General features: G+C 59.6%; 14 protein-coding genes. 4 read left to right on the top strand and 10 right to left on the bottom strand.

The genetic code is table 11. The features are described from left to right. Position 1: 1 nt before the first annotated feature. Positions 2 to 775: an SDR family NAD(P)-dependent oxidoreductase gene (locus ABC729_RS05195; protein WP_495606581.1), complete on the top strand. Its 774-nt coding sequence runs from the start codon at positions 2 to 4 to the stop codon at positions 773 to 775. Between the two features lie 72 nt (positions 776 to 847). On the opposite strand, the gene ABC729_RS05190 is transcribed toward ABC729_RS05195, so the two are convergent. The 5 genes from ABC729_RS05190 to ABC729_RS05170 form a co-directional block, all read right to left on the bottom strand. Next, positions 848 to 1,582 carry an inositol monophosphatase family protein gene (locus ABC729_RS05190; protein ID WP_495606580.1) on the bottom strand — a complete coding sequence of 245 codons (735 nt, stop codon included), beginning with the start codon at positions 1,580 to 1,582 and terminating at the stop codon, positions 848 to 850. After that, positions 1,579 to 2,898 carry a GTPase HflX gene (gene hflX, locus ABC729_RS05185; RefSeq protein WP_495606579.1) on the bottom strand — a complete coding sequence of 440 codons (1,320 nt, stop codon included), beginning with the start codon at positions 2,896 to 2,898 and terminating at the stop codon, positions 1,579 to 1,581. Before hflX ends, ABC729_RS05190 begins: the two co-directional genes overlap by 4 nt. A gap of 1 nt (position 2,899) precedes the next feature. Beyond that, positions 2,900 to 3,151, bottom strand: coding sequence for an RNA chaperone Hfq (hfq, locus tag ABC729_RS05180; protein ID WP_054167448.1), 252 nt, complete (start codon positions 3,149 to 3,151; stop codon positions 2,900 to 2,902). A gap of 85 nt (positions 3,152 to 3,236) precedes the next feature. After that, a complete protein-coding gene (locus ABC729_RS05175) occupies positions 3,237 to 3,950 on the bottom strand; it encodes an HAD family hydrolase (protein WP_495606578.1) in 714 nt (237 codons plus the stop codon). Further along, positions 3,947 to 4,816, bottom strand: a complete 870-nt coding sequence (locus ABC729_RS05170; RefSeq protein ID WP_495606577.1) for a D-amino-acid transaminase — start codon at positions 4,814 to 4,816, stop codon at positions 3,947 to 3,949. Before ABC729_RS05170 ends, ABC729_RS05175 begins: the two co-directional genes overlap by 4 nt. A 145-nt stretch (positions 4,817 to 4,961) precedes the next feature. Here ABC729_RS05170 and ABC729_RS05165 point away from each other — a divergent pair, with 145 nt between their 5' ends. Beyond that, on the top strand, positions 4,962 to 5,480 hold the full coding sequence (locus ABC729_RS05165; protein ID WP_495606576.1) for an RBBP9/YdeN family alpha/beta hydrolase: 519 nt from the start codon (positions 4,962 to 4,964) through the stop codon (positions 5,478 to 5,480). 5 nt (positions 5,481 to 5,485) lie between these two features. On the opposite strand, the gene trkA is transcribed toward ABC729_RS05165, so the two are convergent. The 5 genes from trkA to ABC729_RS05140 are packed head-to-tail and all read right to left on the bottom strand — an operon-like array spanning position 5,486 to position 11,057. Then, positions 5,486 to 6,862: a Trk system potassium transporter TrkA gene (trkA, locus tag ABC729_RS05160; RefSeq protein ID WP_495606575.1), complete on the bottom strand. Its 1,377-nt coding sequence runs from the start codon at positions 6,860 to 6,862 to the stop codon at positions 5,486 to 5,488. Positions 6,863 to 6,875: 13 nt separating this feature from the next. After that, positions 6,876 to 7,088 (bottom strand): type II toxin-antitoxin system HicB family antitoxin, encoded by a 213-nt coding sequence (locus tag ABC729_RS05155; protein ID WP_495606574.1) that lies wholly within the window; start codon positions 7,086 to 7,088, stop codon positions 6,876 to 6,878. After that, positions 7,088 to 7,351 (bottom strand): type II toxin-antitoxin system HicA family toxin, encoded by a 264-nt coding sequence (locus ABC729_RS05150; protein WP_495606573.1) that lies wholly within the window; start codon positions 7,349 to 7,351, stop codon positions 7,088 to 7,090. The genes ABC729_RS05155 and ABC729_RS05150 overlap by 1 nt, the downstream gene beginning before the upstream one ends. 7 nt (positions 7,352 to 7,358) lie before the next feature. Further along, the gene (gene ntrX, locus ABC729_RS05145) at positions 7,359 to 8,762 is read right to left on the bottom strand and encodes a nitrogen assimilation response regulator NtrX (RefSeq protein WP_495606572.1); all 1,404 of its coding nucleotides are present in this window, start codon (positions 8,760 to 8,762) and stop codon (positions 7,359 to 7,361) included. A gap of 6 nt (positions 8,763 to 8,768) precedes the next feature. Then, positions 8,769 to 11,057 carry a sensor histidine kinase NtrY-like gene (locus tag ABC729_RS05140; protein WP_495606571.1) on the bottom strand — a complete coding sequence of 763 codons (2,289 nt, stop codon included), beginning with the start codon at positions 11,055 to 11,057 and terminating at the stop codon, positions 8,769 to 8,771. 242 nt (positions 11,058 to 11,299) lie between these two features. On the opposite strand from ABC729_RS05140, the gene ABC729_RS05135 reads away from it, so the two are divergent. Both ABC729_RS05135 and ABC729_RS05130 read left to right on the top strand, forming a co-directional pair. Then, positions 11,300 to 11,542, top strand: coding sequence for an AbrB/MazE/SpoVT family DNA-binding domain-containing protein (locus tag ABC729_RS05135; protein WP_495606570.1), 243 nt, complete (start codon positions 11,300 to 11,302; stop codon positions 11,540 to 11,542). 234 nt (positions 11,543 to 11,776) lie between these two features. Continuing rightward, positions 11,777 to 13,885 (top strand): AAA family ATPase, encoded by a 2,109-nt coding sequence (locus tag ABC729_RS05130; protein WP_495606569.1) that lies wholly within the window; start codon positions 11,777 to 11,779, stop codon positions 13,883 to 13,885. Positions 13,886 to 13,919 lie beyond the last annotated feature (34 nt).

Genomic DNA, 13,919 nt, shown 5'->3' with positions numbered 1-13,919 from the left:
AATGACCAATGTTCCCTACGCGCCCAAGGTGGTGATGATCACCGGTGCCACCGGCGCCTTTGGTGCGGCCTTCGCCCGCCGTTTCGCCGCACTGGGATCGAAGCTGATCCTGACGGGCCGCGATCTGAGCAAGTTCAATGGCTTGCTGGAGGACATCAACACACCGGTGCATCTGATGAAGTTTGATGTGCGGGACCGCAAGGCGGTGGAGGCGGAACTGGCCGCCCTGCCGGCGGAATTCCGCGATATCGACCTGCTGATCAACAATGCCGGTCTGGCGCTGGGGGCGGACCCTGCCTACAAGGCCGACCTGGATGATTGGGAGGTGATGATCGACACCAATGACAAGGCGCTGGCCATCATCACGGGCCTGATCCTGCCCGGCATGGTGGAGCGCCGCCATGGTCACATCATCAATATCAGTTCCACCGCCGGCTCCTACCCCTATCCGGGCGGCCATGTCTATTGCGCGTCAAAGGCGTTCGTGACGCAGTTCAGCCTGTCGCTGCGTGCCGACCTGATCGGCACCGGCGTGCGCGTCACCTGCGTCGAACCCGGCATGGTGCAGACTGATTTCAGCCTGGTGCGCTTCAAGGGCGATGCCGAGCGGGCATCCAAGGTCTATGCCGACACGGTACCGCTGACAGCGGAAGATGTTGCAGAAACAGTAACTTGGACCGCGACACTGCCGCCGCACTTCAACGTGAATCGGGTGGAAATCATGCCGACGACGCAGGGGCCGGGGGCGCTCGGCGTTCATCGCACGCCGAAGTAACCTATTCCGGAAACACCAACCCGTGGATCGCATCCCAGGTCGGTTGATCGGGGGCCAGTAAGATACCACCGGTCACGTCACCAGGAAGATAGGGGGTGCGGTCCCATTTGGCGACATGCCCCCCGCCTCCGCATAGGCCAGGGCGCCGGCGGCATGGTCCCAGGGCATGGTGCGGTTATAAAGCGCGAACTGACCCTTACCCGTCAGCAGATTCAGATATTCGTGCGCCGCACAGAACAAGCGGTAGGTGGAGGCGAAATGCGGGCGCAACGCCTCGATCCGCTTCTTCTCCTCCGGCGGGAAGAATTTGGTGGAAAGCGATCCGCGTAGGTTGAGCACCGGGCCGCCGGCCAGGGCGCGCAGCCGCTCACCGCCCATCCAGGCACCCTGCCCGATCTCAGTAATCGCCATGCGGTCGCCCATGGGATCATAGATCCATCCGCCGACGGTGCGCCCGCCCACCGACAGGGCCAGCAGCACGCCGAAGACGGGGCGGCCATTGGCAAAATTGCTGGTCCCATCCACGGGATCAATGATCCAGACCGGAGCATTACCAGCGGTGATGCGGGACAGGACGGTGGGATCGGCGGCGCACGCTTCCTCGCCCACCACCAATGATCCTGGCAACAGATCGGGCAGGCGAGCGGTCAATGCCCGCTCCGCCGCCTCATCCGCCACGGTCACCAGATCACCCGGTCCCTTTTCCCGGATATCAGCCTTGGACAGGCTGCGGAAACGGGGGACGATTTCGGTGGCCGCCACATCGCGGATGATGGCGGCCACCTTTTCGGGATCAGGAAGCCTCATGATGCCAGCGCCTGTTCACGCGCACGATAGGGGAAACGGTCCTGGAACCGGGCCACATCCGCAGGATCAAGGCCGACGCGCAGGCGGGCGCAGGTTTCGTCATCCTGACGATCCAGCACCTCGCCCTTGCCATAGAGCCAGGCAATGGCGGCCCCATCACTGACATCAATATCGAACTCCACCACCTCACGCCCCGCCACCATGCGGCGGTCGATGGCGTCGAACAGGGTGTCCAGACCATTGCCGGTCAGGGCGGAGATGGCGATACCGCCATTGCGCCGCGCCTGACGCAGCAGGGTCTGCTGATCCTCCTCAGACAGGCGGTCCAGCTTGTTCAGGACCTCCATGACGCGTTCGTCCGTATCGACCTCAATGCCCAGGCCCTTCAGCACCGACTCCACGTCGGCCTTCTGCGCCTCTGTATCGGGATGCGACACGTCGCGGACATGCAGGATGATGTCGGCGGCCATCACCTCTTCCAGGGTGGCGCGGAACGCCTCCACCAGACCGTGCGGCAGGTCGGAGATGAAACCCACCGTGTCGGACAGGATGATCTTGCGGTTCGACGGCAGCATGATCGACCGCATGGTCGGGTCCAGCGTCGCGAACAGCAGATCCTTGGCGAAGACATCCGCCCCGGCCATGCGGTTGAACAAGGTCGATTTGCCAGCATTGGTGTAGCCGACCAGGGCGACCACGGGATAGGGCACCTTTTCCCGCGCCTTGCGGTGCAGGCCACGGGTGCGGCGCACCTCCTCCAACTCGCCTTTCAGCTTCACGATCCGGTCGCTGATCAGGCGGCGGTCCATTTCGATCTGGCTTTCACCAGGACCGCCCAGGAAGCCGAAGCCACCACGCTGTCGTTCCAGGTGGGTCCAGGAGCGGACAAGGCGGGAGCGCTGATAGGTCAGCGCCGCCAGTTCCACCTGCAGCTGGCCTTCACGCGTGCGGGCACGCTTGCCGAAAATCTCCAGGATAAGGCCAGTACGGTCGATGACCTTGGCCTTCCAGTCGCGCTCCAGATTGCGCTGCTGAATGGGGGTGAGCGACTGGTCAACGATGACCAGACCGATCTCCGCCTCCTTAATCAGCGTAGCCACCTCCTCCACCGCACCGGTTCCCAGCAGGGTGGCTGGGCGCGGGCGGGTGACACGGACAGTGCGGGCGTAGGCGACCTCAAGCTCAATGGCGGCGGCCAGACCCACCGCCTCTTCCAGGCGGGATTCGGGGCCGCGGGCGTCGTTCCGGTCCTCGGGCAGGACGGGATGCAGCACGAGGGCGCGGGTGGATGACCCGCGCCCCTCGTTATTTACCAACTCAGTCGTGGTCGGTCTCCTTGGCCGGCGGATCGAACAATTGGATCGGATGCGCCGGCATCACGGTCGAGATAGCGTGCTTATAAACCAGCTGCGAATGGGCGTCACGGCGCAGCAGCACGGAGAAATTATCGAACCAGGTGATGATGCCCTGCAGCTTGACGCCATTGACCAGGAACACGGTCACTGGTGTCTTGCTCTTGCGGACATGGTTCAGGAACACGTCCTGTACGTTCTGGGATTTTTCTGACATTGGAGCAGCCTCGCTTATGCTCAGGTTATTGGGGACCCATCAGACGGGGGCCCAAGTTTGCATAGGATATCCGACAATCGCCCTTTCAGCCAACAGTGCGGATATCCGTCGATATGGTAGCAGCAATCCGCTTAACCAAGGATGAAATCGCCGCACACCCGTCAAGACTTATGGCAGGGGGAAAGCGGTTCAAGCCATCGCCGACATGCGGCGTGTCGCCCACCAGGACAGGCGTCAGGCCGGTGCGGTGCGCGATCTCCATATCGACATCGGCATCGCCCACGAACCAGATGTCGGGGCCGGGTTCGAATCCCATAGGTTTGAGGGCCAGATGAACGGGGGCCGGGTCCGGCTTGTCCGCCACCGCATCGGTCGCCCCCACCAGCGCATCGAACAAGGGCGCCCAGCCCAGCATCTCCGCCTCTGCCCGCAGGAAGCGGCCCGTCTTGTTGGAAACCACCCCCAACCGGATGCCCATACCGTGCAGGGTGCGCAGCATGTCCTCGGCACCCGCCAGCACATCGGTATGGGTCAGGTGGTTGGCCTCAAAATGCGCGTAGAAAATATCGCGGGCACGCGGCCATTCCTCCCCGAAAATTTCCGGGAAACTGTCGCGGAGCGATTTGCGGATGCGACCGTAACTTTCCTCCAGCGTCCATTCCAGCTTGCCAAAGGCGCGCAGCGCCGCATTCACGGAGGCATGAACGCAGCGCCAGTTGGTGATCAGCGTGTTGTCCCAATCGAACAGGATGGCGCGCGGCAGACGGCCGAACGGCGGGGACAGGGTGTCGATGGTCACTTGGAACTCACAGGGTCGGTGGAAGCGATATGGTCCATATAGGCCTGACGCAGACGCAGGCAGAGCGGGCCGGGTTTGCCATTGCCGATGATCTTGTCGTCGATGCGGGTGACCGGCAGGGCGAAGGTGCTGGCGCTGGATATGAAGGCCTCGCGCGCGGCATAGGCTTCTTCGACACTGAAGGCCCGTTCCTCAAACGCGATCCCCAGGTCACGGGCGCAGTCCAGGATGGACAGGCGCGTGATGCCGTTCAGGATCTCGTTGCTGGGTTGGCGGGTGACGAGGGTACCGCGTTCAGTGACGATCCAGGCGTTGGACGAACAGCCCTCCGTCACCAGCCCTCGTTCGTCAACCTGCCAGCCCTCAAACGCCCCAGCCTCAGCCGCCTTCTGCTTGCCCAGCACCTGCGGCAGCAGGCTGATGGACTTGATATCGCGACGCAGCCAGCGGATGTCCGGCATAGTGATGACGGCAACCCCCTTTTCCAGGGTCGAAGCCGGCTGAAACGCGGTTCGGCGGCAGGTCAGCACCAGGCTGGGGGCCGGGTTCTTCGGGAACTTGAAATCACGCGGGGCGACACCGCGCGTGATCTGGATATAGAGCAGCGCATGGCGCGGGCGGTTGCGGCGGACCATTTCGCCCATGATGAAGCGCAGGGTCGCGGGCTTCACCGGCCACGGGATTGATAACTCCTTCAACGACCGGGCCAGCCGGGTCAGGTGCCCATCGGCATCGGCCAGCTTACCATCCACGATGGTCACCACCTCGTAAACGCCGTCGGCGAACTGAAACCCCCGGTCCTCAATATGCACGCTTGCATCAGCGTGCGGGACGTAGCGGCCATTGACATAGGCGATGCGGGGCATGGCGGGCGGGTTCCGGTGATGAAAGCTGAACCAGATGTCGCGCGTCCGGCACCGCATGGTCAAGGGGCGGAATTGTCATTGTGGCACTTGTACTTGTAGCACCGCTGGGTTCTGCTGATCTCCAGACCATTGAAGGGTTAATCACATGCGGGGCATTGCCATCATTCCGGGGATCGGCAATTCGGGGGCGGCTCACTGGCAGACGCACTGGGAGTGCCGCCTCCCCGGCGCGCGCCGCCTGTCTGTCGCGGACTGGGATCGCCCCGATCTGAACAACTGGATCACGGGGGTTGACCAGTTGGTCGCTGCGTTCGAGCAGCCGCCCATTCTGGTGGCGCACAGTCTGGGTTGTCTGCTGGTGGCGCATTGGGCGGGCCGGGCTCCGGTCGCGGGCGCGCTGCTGGTCGCCCCACCAGACCCCAACGGCCCGGCCTTTCCGGCGGAAGCAGTCGGTTTCGGACCCGTCCCCCGCCATCCCCTGCCCTTTCCCACCATTATCGTAGCCAGCAGCAACGATCCCTATGGCGGTGTTGAGCATGCCGTGGCTTTGGCCAGCGCATGGAACGCCGATCTGGCGCTGGCGGGAGCATTGGGGCACATCAACGGGGCCAGTGGACTGGAAGGCTGGCCCTGGGGCCGGGCGTTGCTGGACAGGCTCCTGTAGGTGGATCAGAAGAACTCCAGCCGCACGGCGAACATCTTCTCCACCTTCTTCACCTGCCCCACCTCGGCCAGGATGATGACCCGGTCATTGGGCTTGATGACGGTGGAGGGGCGCGGGATGATCACCTTGCCGGCACGCACGATGGCGCCGACAATGATGCCAGCGGGCAGGCGGATATCCTTCAGGGGCGTGTTGATCAAGGTGGAGGTTTCCAGCGCCTCCGCCTCAATCACCTCGGCAAAATTCTCGCGCAGGGAATGCACTGCCTTGATCCGGCCACGGCGCACATGCTGAAGGATGGATGACACCGTGATGGAGCGCGGGCTGACGACCGCGTCGATGCCCAGCGGCAGGACCAGCGGCTGATAGGTTGTCTTGTTGATCAGGGTGATGGCGCGCTTGCAGCCATTGCGCTTGGCCAGAAGGCTGGCCAGAATATTGCCCTCATCGCTGTTGGACACGGCCACCACTGTCTCTGACGCCGCCACATTGGCCTCGTCCAGGATGGCGGGGTCCAGCGCGTCGCCATGCAGGACCATGGTGCGCTGAAGCTTCTGCGCCACATGGGTGGCGCGGCGGCGATCCACCTCGATGATGCGGGCCGACACGCCCGGTTGGTTCTGCTCAATCTCTTCGGCCAAACACAGGCCGATATTGCCGCCGCCGACGATGATGACACGCCGCGCCTGCCGATCCTCATGCCCGAAGGCGGCCATGGCGCGGGCAACGTGGTTCGTATCGGCAACGAAATAAACCTCGTCACCGGGCAGCATCTGATCATTACCACCGGGGATGAACTGCCGGTCGCCACGGATGATCGCCACCACCTCGATGGCCAGATCGGGGAAAAGGCCCGTCAGCTGCCGCAGGGGCGTGTTGATAATGGGGCAATTGTCGGTGCAGACGACGCCGATCACCTTCACCAACCCATCGGCCAGGGGGATCATGTCGAATGCGCCCGGCACCTGCAGCCGCCGCGACACGGCACGCGCCACCTCAATCTCGGGCGAGATGATGACATCAATGGGCAGATGTTCGCGCGAGAACAGGTCGCGCCAGATCGGCTGCAGGTAAGATTGATGGCGCACGCGCGCGATCTTGGTGGGTACGTTGAACAGGCTGGCCGCCACCTGACAGGCGACCATGTTCACCTCGTCCGCCAGGGTCACGGCGATCAGCATGTCGGCATCCGCCGCCCCTGCCGCCTCCAGCACATTGGGGTGGGAGGCGAAGCCCACCATGGCCTGGACGTCCAGCGTATCGCTGATCTTCTGGATCAGTTCGGGCGACTGGTCGATGACGGTGACATGGTTGCCCTCCGACGCCAGATATCTGGCGATGTTGGACCCGACCTGACCCGCGCCGCAGACGATGACTTTCATGAAGAATACCCTGTCAGGCGGCCGATTGGGGACGATAGGTGGGGGGTGGGATGGGGTCCCTATGCTGGCGCGCGGAGTGCAACCACGCATCTATCGCGACCTGGACCTCGCGCACAGCAATTTCGGGCGTGTCACCATGGGCGGAACAGGACCGCAGATCGGGAACGTCCGCAATCCAGCACCCATCCTCGTCAGACCAGAAGACGTTGATATGGTAATGCTCCATTACTGCCTCCCGCTACGCAACGATAAGCCATTTGCTTTCGCTTCGTTCAACACTTGACGCGCCTGATAGGGCTTGGCGTCACCGCTCTGATCCGGCTGTAGATTGACACGAACAGCCAAATTGGCATGCCGGAAAATGTGATGGCTGCCCGAAATATGGTCCAGTTCAAACCCAAGTTCACGGAGCAAAGCAACCATATCCGCGAAGGCGATATTGGCGAAATGTCCGGCTAATAGCTTACGCCATACCTTCTCCGGGTTCATTCCCCCGTCACTCCACCAGCTTCAACCCATTCTTGTCCGACCCATGCACGCCCAGTGACTTCAGCTTGCGGTGAAGGGCCGACCGTTCCATGCCGACAAAGCTGGCGGTCCGGGAGATGTTGCCGCCGAAGCGGGTGACCTGGGCCAGAAGATATTCGCGTTCGAACACCTCGCGCGCCTCGCGCAGGGGCAGGCCCATGATTTCCCCACCCTTTTCCCATTTCAGGACGGTGGGCGTGATGGCCCCGATCTCAGGCGGCAGCATGTCGGCTCGGATGGCCTCTGACGGATCGCCGGCCACCATGATCAGCAGCCATTCCACCGTATTGCGCAGCTGACGCACATTGCCGGGCCAGTCATAGGCCTGCAACGCCGCCATTGCATCCTCCCCGAACACACGGACCGGCAGGCCCGCCGTCTCCGCCGTGCGCTGCATGAAATGCCGGGCCAGCAGGGGGATATCCTCCCGCCGTTCGCGCAGGGGCGGCATCTTCAGGGGCACCACCGACAGGCGATAGAACAGGTCCTGGCGGAAGCGGCCAATCTCAATCTCCGCCGTCAGATCGCGGTTGGTCGATGCGATAACGCGGACATCCACTTCCACCCGCGAGGTGCCGCCCACCCGCTCAAACGTCTGTTCCTGTAACACGCGGACGATCTTGCCCTGGGTTTCCAGCGGCATATCCGCCACCTCGTCCAGGAACAGGGTACCGCCATGGGCCTGTTCAAAGGTGCCGACCTTGCGACCCCCACCCTCGAACCCATGTTCGGTGCCGAACAGTTCCACCTCCAGCCGGTCGGGCCGCATGGTGGCGCAGTTCAGCGCCACGAACGGCCCATCATTGCGGCGCGACTTGGCGTGCAGCATGCGGGCCACTACCTCCTTGCCGCTGCCCGGCGGGCCGGAGATCAGGACGCGGGACCCCGTGGGGGCTACCTTTTCCACCGAATGGCGTAACTGGTTTACCGGCAGGGAGCGGCCGATCAGATCGAAATCGGCCCCGACCTTCACCCGCAGCTCGCGGTTTTCCCGCCGCAGGCGTGCCGCCTCGATGGCGCGTTCGACCAACAGCAACAAGCGGTCGGCCTTGAACGGCTTTTCGATGAAGTCATAGGCCCCGTTCTTGATGGCCGCGACCGCCGTTTCGATATTGCCGTGGCCGGAGATCATGACGACCGGCACATCCGGGTGGTCGCGCTTCAGTTCGGCCAGCACCTGCAACCCGTCAAGGCGGCTGCCCTGAAGCCAGATATCCTGGATGACCAGACTGGGCCTGCGGGCGGCGACGGCGGCCAGCGCCTGGTCCGCATCCGCCGCCTCCCGCGTCTTCATGCCTTCATCCTCCAGGATGCCGGCGATCAGCATACGGATATCGGCCTCGTCATCGACGATCAGAATGTCGTGCGCCATGTCTTCTCAACCCCTCCGCGCGTCGGCGGTGTTCATATCCGGCGTGACCGTGGCCGTGGGTGCAATGTTGCGCGGCAGGACCAGTGTGACACGGGCGCCACCGCCCGGCCGATCCTCCAGCAATATCGAGCCGCCATGGTCTTCCATGATCTTCTTCACGATGGCGAGGCCAAGGCCCGTGCCCTTGGCCCGCGTGGTGACATAAGGCTCGGTCAACCGGTCCCGTTCCTCGGACTGCGGCAAACCCTTGCCATTATCCTCAACCGCCAGCAGGACCCGTTCATCATCCACCTGGATGCGGGCCGTGATTTCACCCGGCACCTTGTCAGTGCCAGGGGGTGTCTCCTCCAACCGGCCTTCGATGGCTTCGCCGGCATTTTTCAACAGATTGGTCAGCGCCTGTCCCAATTGCCGGCTGTCGCAGGTGACGACCAGCGGGGCATCCGGCATCTCACAGGTGAATTTGATCGCCGGATAGGCCGAGGCCTGCAACAGCACCGATTGCCTTGTCAGGTCCTGCATGGCCGTCGGCTTCATCACCGGTTGCGGCATGCGGGCAAAGGCGGAGAATTCATCCACCATGCGCCCAATATCATCGACATGGCGCACGATTGTGTCGGTCATGGCCTTGAACGTGTCGGGATCGCTGCTGATTTCCTTCAGATATTTGCGCCGCAGCCGCTCCGCCGACAGCTGGATGGGCGTCAGCGGGTTCTTGATCTCATGCGCGATGCGCCGCGCCACATCGGCCCAGGCGGCCTTGCGCTGCGCCGACATCAGCTCGGAGACATCGTCAAAGGTGACGACGAAGCCCTTGACCTCCCCCGCCACCATTTCGGCGGCGACACGCACCAACAGGGTTTTCTGCTGTCCGCCCCGGCGGATCTGCACCTGTCCCTCGACCTGCTTGCCCCCGCGACGGCGGATATTGGCGAACAGTTCATCCAGTTCCGGTACCACCTCCAGCAGGTCGCGCCCGATCAGGGAGGACGGATCGCCCACCGACAGAAGATTGGCCGCCGACAGGTTGGGCAGGTTGATGCGGCCATTCTGGTCCAGGCCCAGCACGCCCGCCGACACACCGGCCAGCACGGCTTCCGTGAACCGCCGTCGCAGGTCCAACTGCCGGTTCGCCTCCACCAGTTCCGACCGCTGGCTTTCCAGCTGGCTGGTCATGCGGTTGAAGGCGCGGCTCAGCGTGACCAGCTCATCCTCCGGCTCCAGCCCGCTATCGGGTACGCGCGCCGTCAGGTCGCCGGCGCGGATGCGTTCGGCGGCGGCGATCAGCGACGAAATGGGGGCCACCAGATATGTCGCGAAATTCAGGCCCAGCCAGATGGCGGCCAGCAGCAGCAGGACCGCCACGCCGACAAAGATCACCGCCATGCGGGTCTGCAGCGCAAACCGCTGCTCCTCCATATGGCGATATTCCTGCACCGCACTCTGCGTCACATCCATATGTTCCAGCACCCGGCTTTCCACCGGGCGGCCAATGAACAGGAACCGGTCGAAATCCTGGTCCAGCAGGACGATGGCATTCACGCGGTTGCCACCCTCACTGACGATCAGCACCACCTCACCCTTGCGCGCGCGCTCCAGATCCTCTGAATGTACGGTGGTGAAATCAAAGGCGAAGCCCAGGCCGAACACGGCGGTCACCTGCCCCGTGCCGTCAAAAATCACCGCCTCCGTCACATTGCGCATCAGCGCTTGGGACTGGAAATATTGCCGGAAGCGCGGCGGGTCCCAATAGATGTTGAGCGGCAGACGCGCCAGATCGTTGCGCATCACCTCGGCGTCGCGCGACAGCGTCTGCTGATGTTCCTTCAGATAGCCTTCGGCCACCGCCAGGCTTTCATCCACCACCAGCCGCACCCGGTCGGAGAACCAGCTTTGCAGGCCGACATAGAAGAACAGGGCCGAGAAGATGGCCATGATGATGGCCGGCGCCACCGCCAGGATGGAGAACACGGCCACCAGCCGCATATGCAGCCGTGACGCCGCCAGCCCCTGCCGCCGCTCCACCCACAGCGCCACAATCCGCCGCGCCACCACCGCCCCCAGCAGCAGCAGCAGCACGCCATCCAGCGTCAGCAGCAGCATCAGGGTATTCTGATCAATGGCGACGGGCAGCGTCTCCGTCAGTGCCGCATAGGTCGCCGCCCCGGCGGCAATGGCCGCGATGATCAGCAGGATACCGGCCAAGGTGGACAGATGCCGCCCCCGCGACCAGCGCACAATGCGCCGCCACAGCCCATCCGACCGGGGGGCGATGCCGGGTGCCGTTGCCGTCATGCGGGGACACCGGGGAAGTGGCTGCGGAAATGTGACGATCCAGAACGGGGCAAAGCGTCTGCCTTGGGCTGTCGGAACCAGGGGGACACTGTTACCAGAAAGCTACACCGGACGCCAGCCCGCAACGTGATAAAGCTGCAACAGGGTGTGGTGGGGGGCAGCGTTATGCCTGGGGCGTGGCGGGCCGCATTTCCTCATGATAATGTGGGTTTCGGGTTAGTACATGGCCCAGGAGGTTCGCCATGCAGGTGACGATGAAGAAGATGGGCGACAGCGCGTCTGTCCATATCCCCGCCGCCATCCTGCGCGCCGCCAAGCTGGAGATGGATGCCATCGTTGACGTCCGGGAGGAAACGGGCCGGATCGTGATCGAACCGGCTTCCCATGATGAACCCGACCTCGCCGCGATGATTGAGGCGATCACGCCGGAGAACCTGCATGGGGAGGTTAGCCTGGGTCCGCCGATGGGGCGGGAGAGATTCTAAATGTGCTATGTGCCGGATGCGGGTGACATTGTCTGGCTGAGTAGTCCAATAAGAATTTTCAAACTGGACTCAAAATAGCCGTCTGTCAGACCCACTAGATAAGGTTACTTTCTTGAGATTACCGTTTGGATTGCATGTTTATGCAGACGTAATCCGGCAACAAATCTTGCTATTATAGTCCCGCGCCACATGCTACAATTACAACCGAAAAATGAACGAAAAGAGGAAAAGGCAATGAAAATCCATACGATAACAGTCACAAATTTTCGTGGGATAGAATTTGCAGAAATCCAAAACGCGGGAGATACAATTATTATTGCTGGACAGAATGGATCGGGCAAATCTTGTGTTTTTGATGCGATAAGACTTTTGAAATCTGTATATGGTGGATATCACCATAATGAATGGCAGAATTGGTTTGGTGAGTTTCAGGTTAATACGAACAGCAAATCCGATGAACTCAAAAGCTTTTTTAATGATCCAAATAAAATTTTGACAATAAATTGTCTCTTTAAACTTAAAGATGATGAGAAACTATTTATTAATCACAATGCTGAAACTCTACTGGAGGATACTATTTGGCGGACACTGCTTCCTGAGGCATTTCACTGGGGTGGGCACAGAATGGCTATGTTTGCTGCCCAGTTTCGTGAAAGAGCCCCTGAAGTATCTGCAAAGGTTAAGGAGGTTCTACCCATTTTAAGGCATGAACTTAATCAGGAATATGTTGTTGGGCATGTAGAAATGCAAAAAGGGGGAAGACTGCAGTTGACACCGTCCAACTTATTATCAACAGTATTCACAAATTTTAGACCAAACGATCTTGGCGTTATTGACTATCATGGCGCTCAAAGACACTATGGAAGGGAGCTGGTGCAGGGGATTAATCTTAACTTAGAAAACAATAGCCAATCATATAGCCAAAGTGCTCTTTATAATTACTCGAATAAATATGCAAACGTAAAAAGTGAGATGGCATCTACTTTTGTTCGTGAACTCTTGTCAGAGAAAGGTGGAAACGAAAAGGCAAAAGCCAATAGCTTAACAGAAACCTTGAAGGAACTATTCTTTACATTCTTTCCTGGAAAAGAGTTTCTTGGGCCACAGCCAACAACTGACGGCCGCCTTGAATTCCCTGTTCGCACTGCAAATGGCAAAGTCCATGATCTTGACGAGCTTTCTGCTGGAGAGAAAGAGATTCTCTATGGATATCTTCGGATCAGAAGCTCGGCCCCAAAAAATTCTATCATATTACTGGATGAGCCGGAACTCCACCTCAATCCACGGCTGATAAGAAATTTGCCTGAGTTCTACAGAAAGCATTTGGGAGAAGCACTCAATAATCAATTATGGCTTGTTACCCATTCCGACTCGTTGCTTAGAGAGGCTGTGGGTAAACCTGGATTTAATGTTTTCCACATGTTCCCATGTGGATTGGATAATGGGAAAGGGCAACTGCGGAAGCTAAATGCAAGCGAAGATCTTGATCTGGCGATGGCTGACTTGGTTGGCGATCTCGCTGCTTATAGGCCCGACGGTGTGGCGATAATTTTTGAAGGCGGTGGAGATACCGATTTTGATCAAAGTATAGTTTCACGACTGTTTTCGAATGAACTTTCTGGGGTGAATCTCCTCTCCGGCAGCAATAAAACAAAAGTTGAAGCGCTTCATGAAATTCTGAATAGGGCATACTCCAAAGGTGACCTGCCAATACGATTTTTTGCAATCACTGACCGTGATTCAGAGGAAGAAGATACCCATAAGGGTATAAGAAGATTTAGTTGGGATGTTTATCATATCGAAAACTACCTACTAGAGCCGAATTTTATTGCTGAAGTCGTTAACTCATTAGAGCCCAATCGAAGATTGGATGCAGACTCGGCGCTTGAAGCTTTACGTCAATGCGCACGTACAGTTGTATTAAAGGTAATTCGACACAAGATGCGCGACTATGTAAATTCACGAATTATAAGATGCGTTGATTTAGGATTCGATCCAGCCGCTGAAGAAATATCACGATTGACTGCTGAGGCGGCTTCACGATCTTTTTCTAGAATAGAAAAGATAGTGAAGAACGAAATAAGTCATGAAATACTATCTGAGAGGCAGAGGGAGTGGAATTTCGAAATAGAGAAGGCCTTTGGAGACGGATCGTGGGTAAAAATACTTCCCGGAAGAGAAATCCTTAAAGCTTTTGTGGCTAGTGAAAAACTGCAAATACCGTATGAGTCACTAAGAAACCTTATCGTAAGTCGAATGGTTGACTCAGGTTACCAGCCAAATGGAATGAAGTCAGTGATCATGCAGATTGTAAATGAAAGCAAGTCACCTAATAAATCGTGAGTTTATTTCAATAATTAAAACCGGCACCGTACAG

It is taken from the genome of Niveispirillum sp. CC-CTL257 (genome assembly GCF_059489915.1).
Note: the sequence above shows the minus strand (reverse complement) of the source record. Positions and strands in the feature narration are given on the sequence as shown.

What these genes read in the sequence shown, in the direction of transcription:
- trkA (WP_495606575.1), bottom strand. Translation starts at nt 6,862, where the DNA reads ATGAAAGTCATCGTCTGCGGCGCGGGTCAGGTCGGGTCCAACATCGCC.
- ABC729_RS05195 (WP_495606581.1), top strand. Translation starts at nt 2, where the DNA reads ATGACCAATGTTCCCTACGCGCCCAAGGTGGTGATGATCACCGGTGCC.
- ABC729_RS05165 (WP_495606576.1), top strand. Translation starts at nt 4,962, where the DNA reads ATGCGGGGCATTGCCATCATTCCGGGGATCGGCAATTCGGGGGCGGCT.
- ABC729_RS05140 (WP_495606571.1), bottom strand. Translation starts at nt 11,057, where the DNA reads ATGACGGCAACGGCACCCGGCATCGCCCCCCGGTCGGATGGGCTGTGG.
- ABC729_RS05155 (WP_495606574.1), bottom strand. Translation starts at nt 7,088, where the DNA reads ATGGAGCATTACCATATCAACGTCTTCTGGTCTGACGAGGATGGGTGC.
- ABC729_RS05170 (WP_495606577.1), bottom strand. Translation starts at nt 4,816, where the DNA reads ATGCCCCGCATCGCCTATGTCAATGGCCGCTACGTCCCGCACGCTGAT.
- ABC729_RS05130 (WP_495606569.1), top strand. Translation starts at nt 11,777, where the DNA reads ATGAAAATCCATACGATAACAGTCACAAATTTTCGTGGGATAGAATTT.
- hfq (WP_054167448.1), bottom strand. Translation starts at nt 3,151, where the DNA reads ATGTCAGAAAAATCCCAGAACGTACAGGACGTGTTCCTGAACCATGTC.
- ABC729_RS05190 (WP_495606580.1), bottom strand. Translation starts at nt 1,582, where the DNA reads ATGAGGCTTCCTGATCCCGAAAAGGTGGCCGCCATCATCCGCGATGTG.
- ntrX (WP_495606572.1), bottom strand. Translation starts at nt 8,762, where the DNA reads ATGGCGCACGACATTCTGATCGTCGATGACGAGGCCGATATCCGTATG.
- ABC729_RS05150 (WP_495606573.1), bottom strand. Translation starts at nt 7,351, where the DNA reads ATGAACCCGGAGAAGGTATGGCGTAAGCTATTAGCCGGACATTTCGCC.
- ABC729_RS05135 (WP_495606570.1), top strand. Translation starts at nt 11,300, where the DNA reads ATGCAGGTGACGATGAAGAAGATGGGCGACAGCGCGTCTGTCCATATC.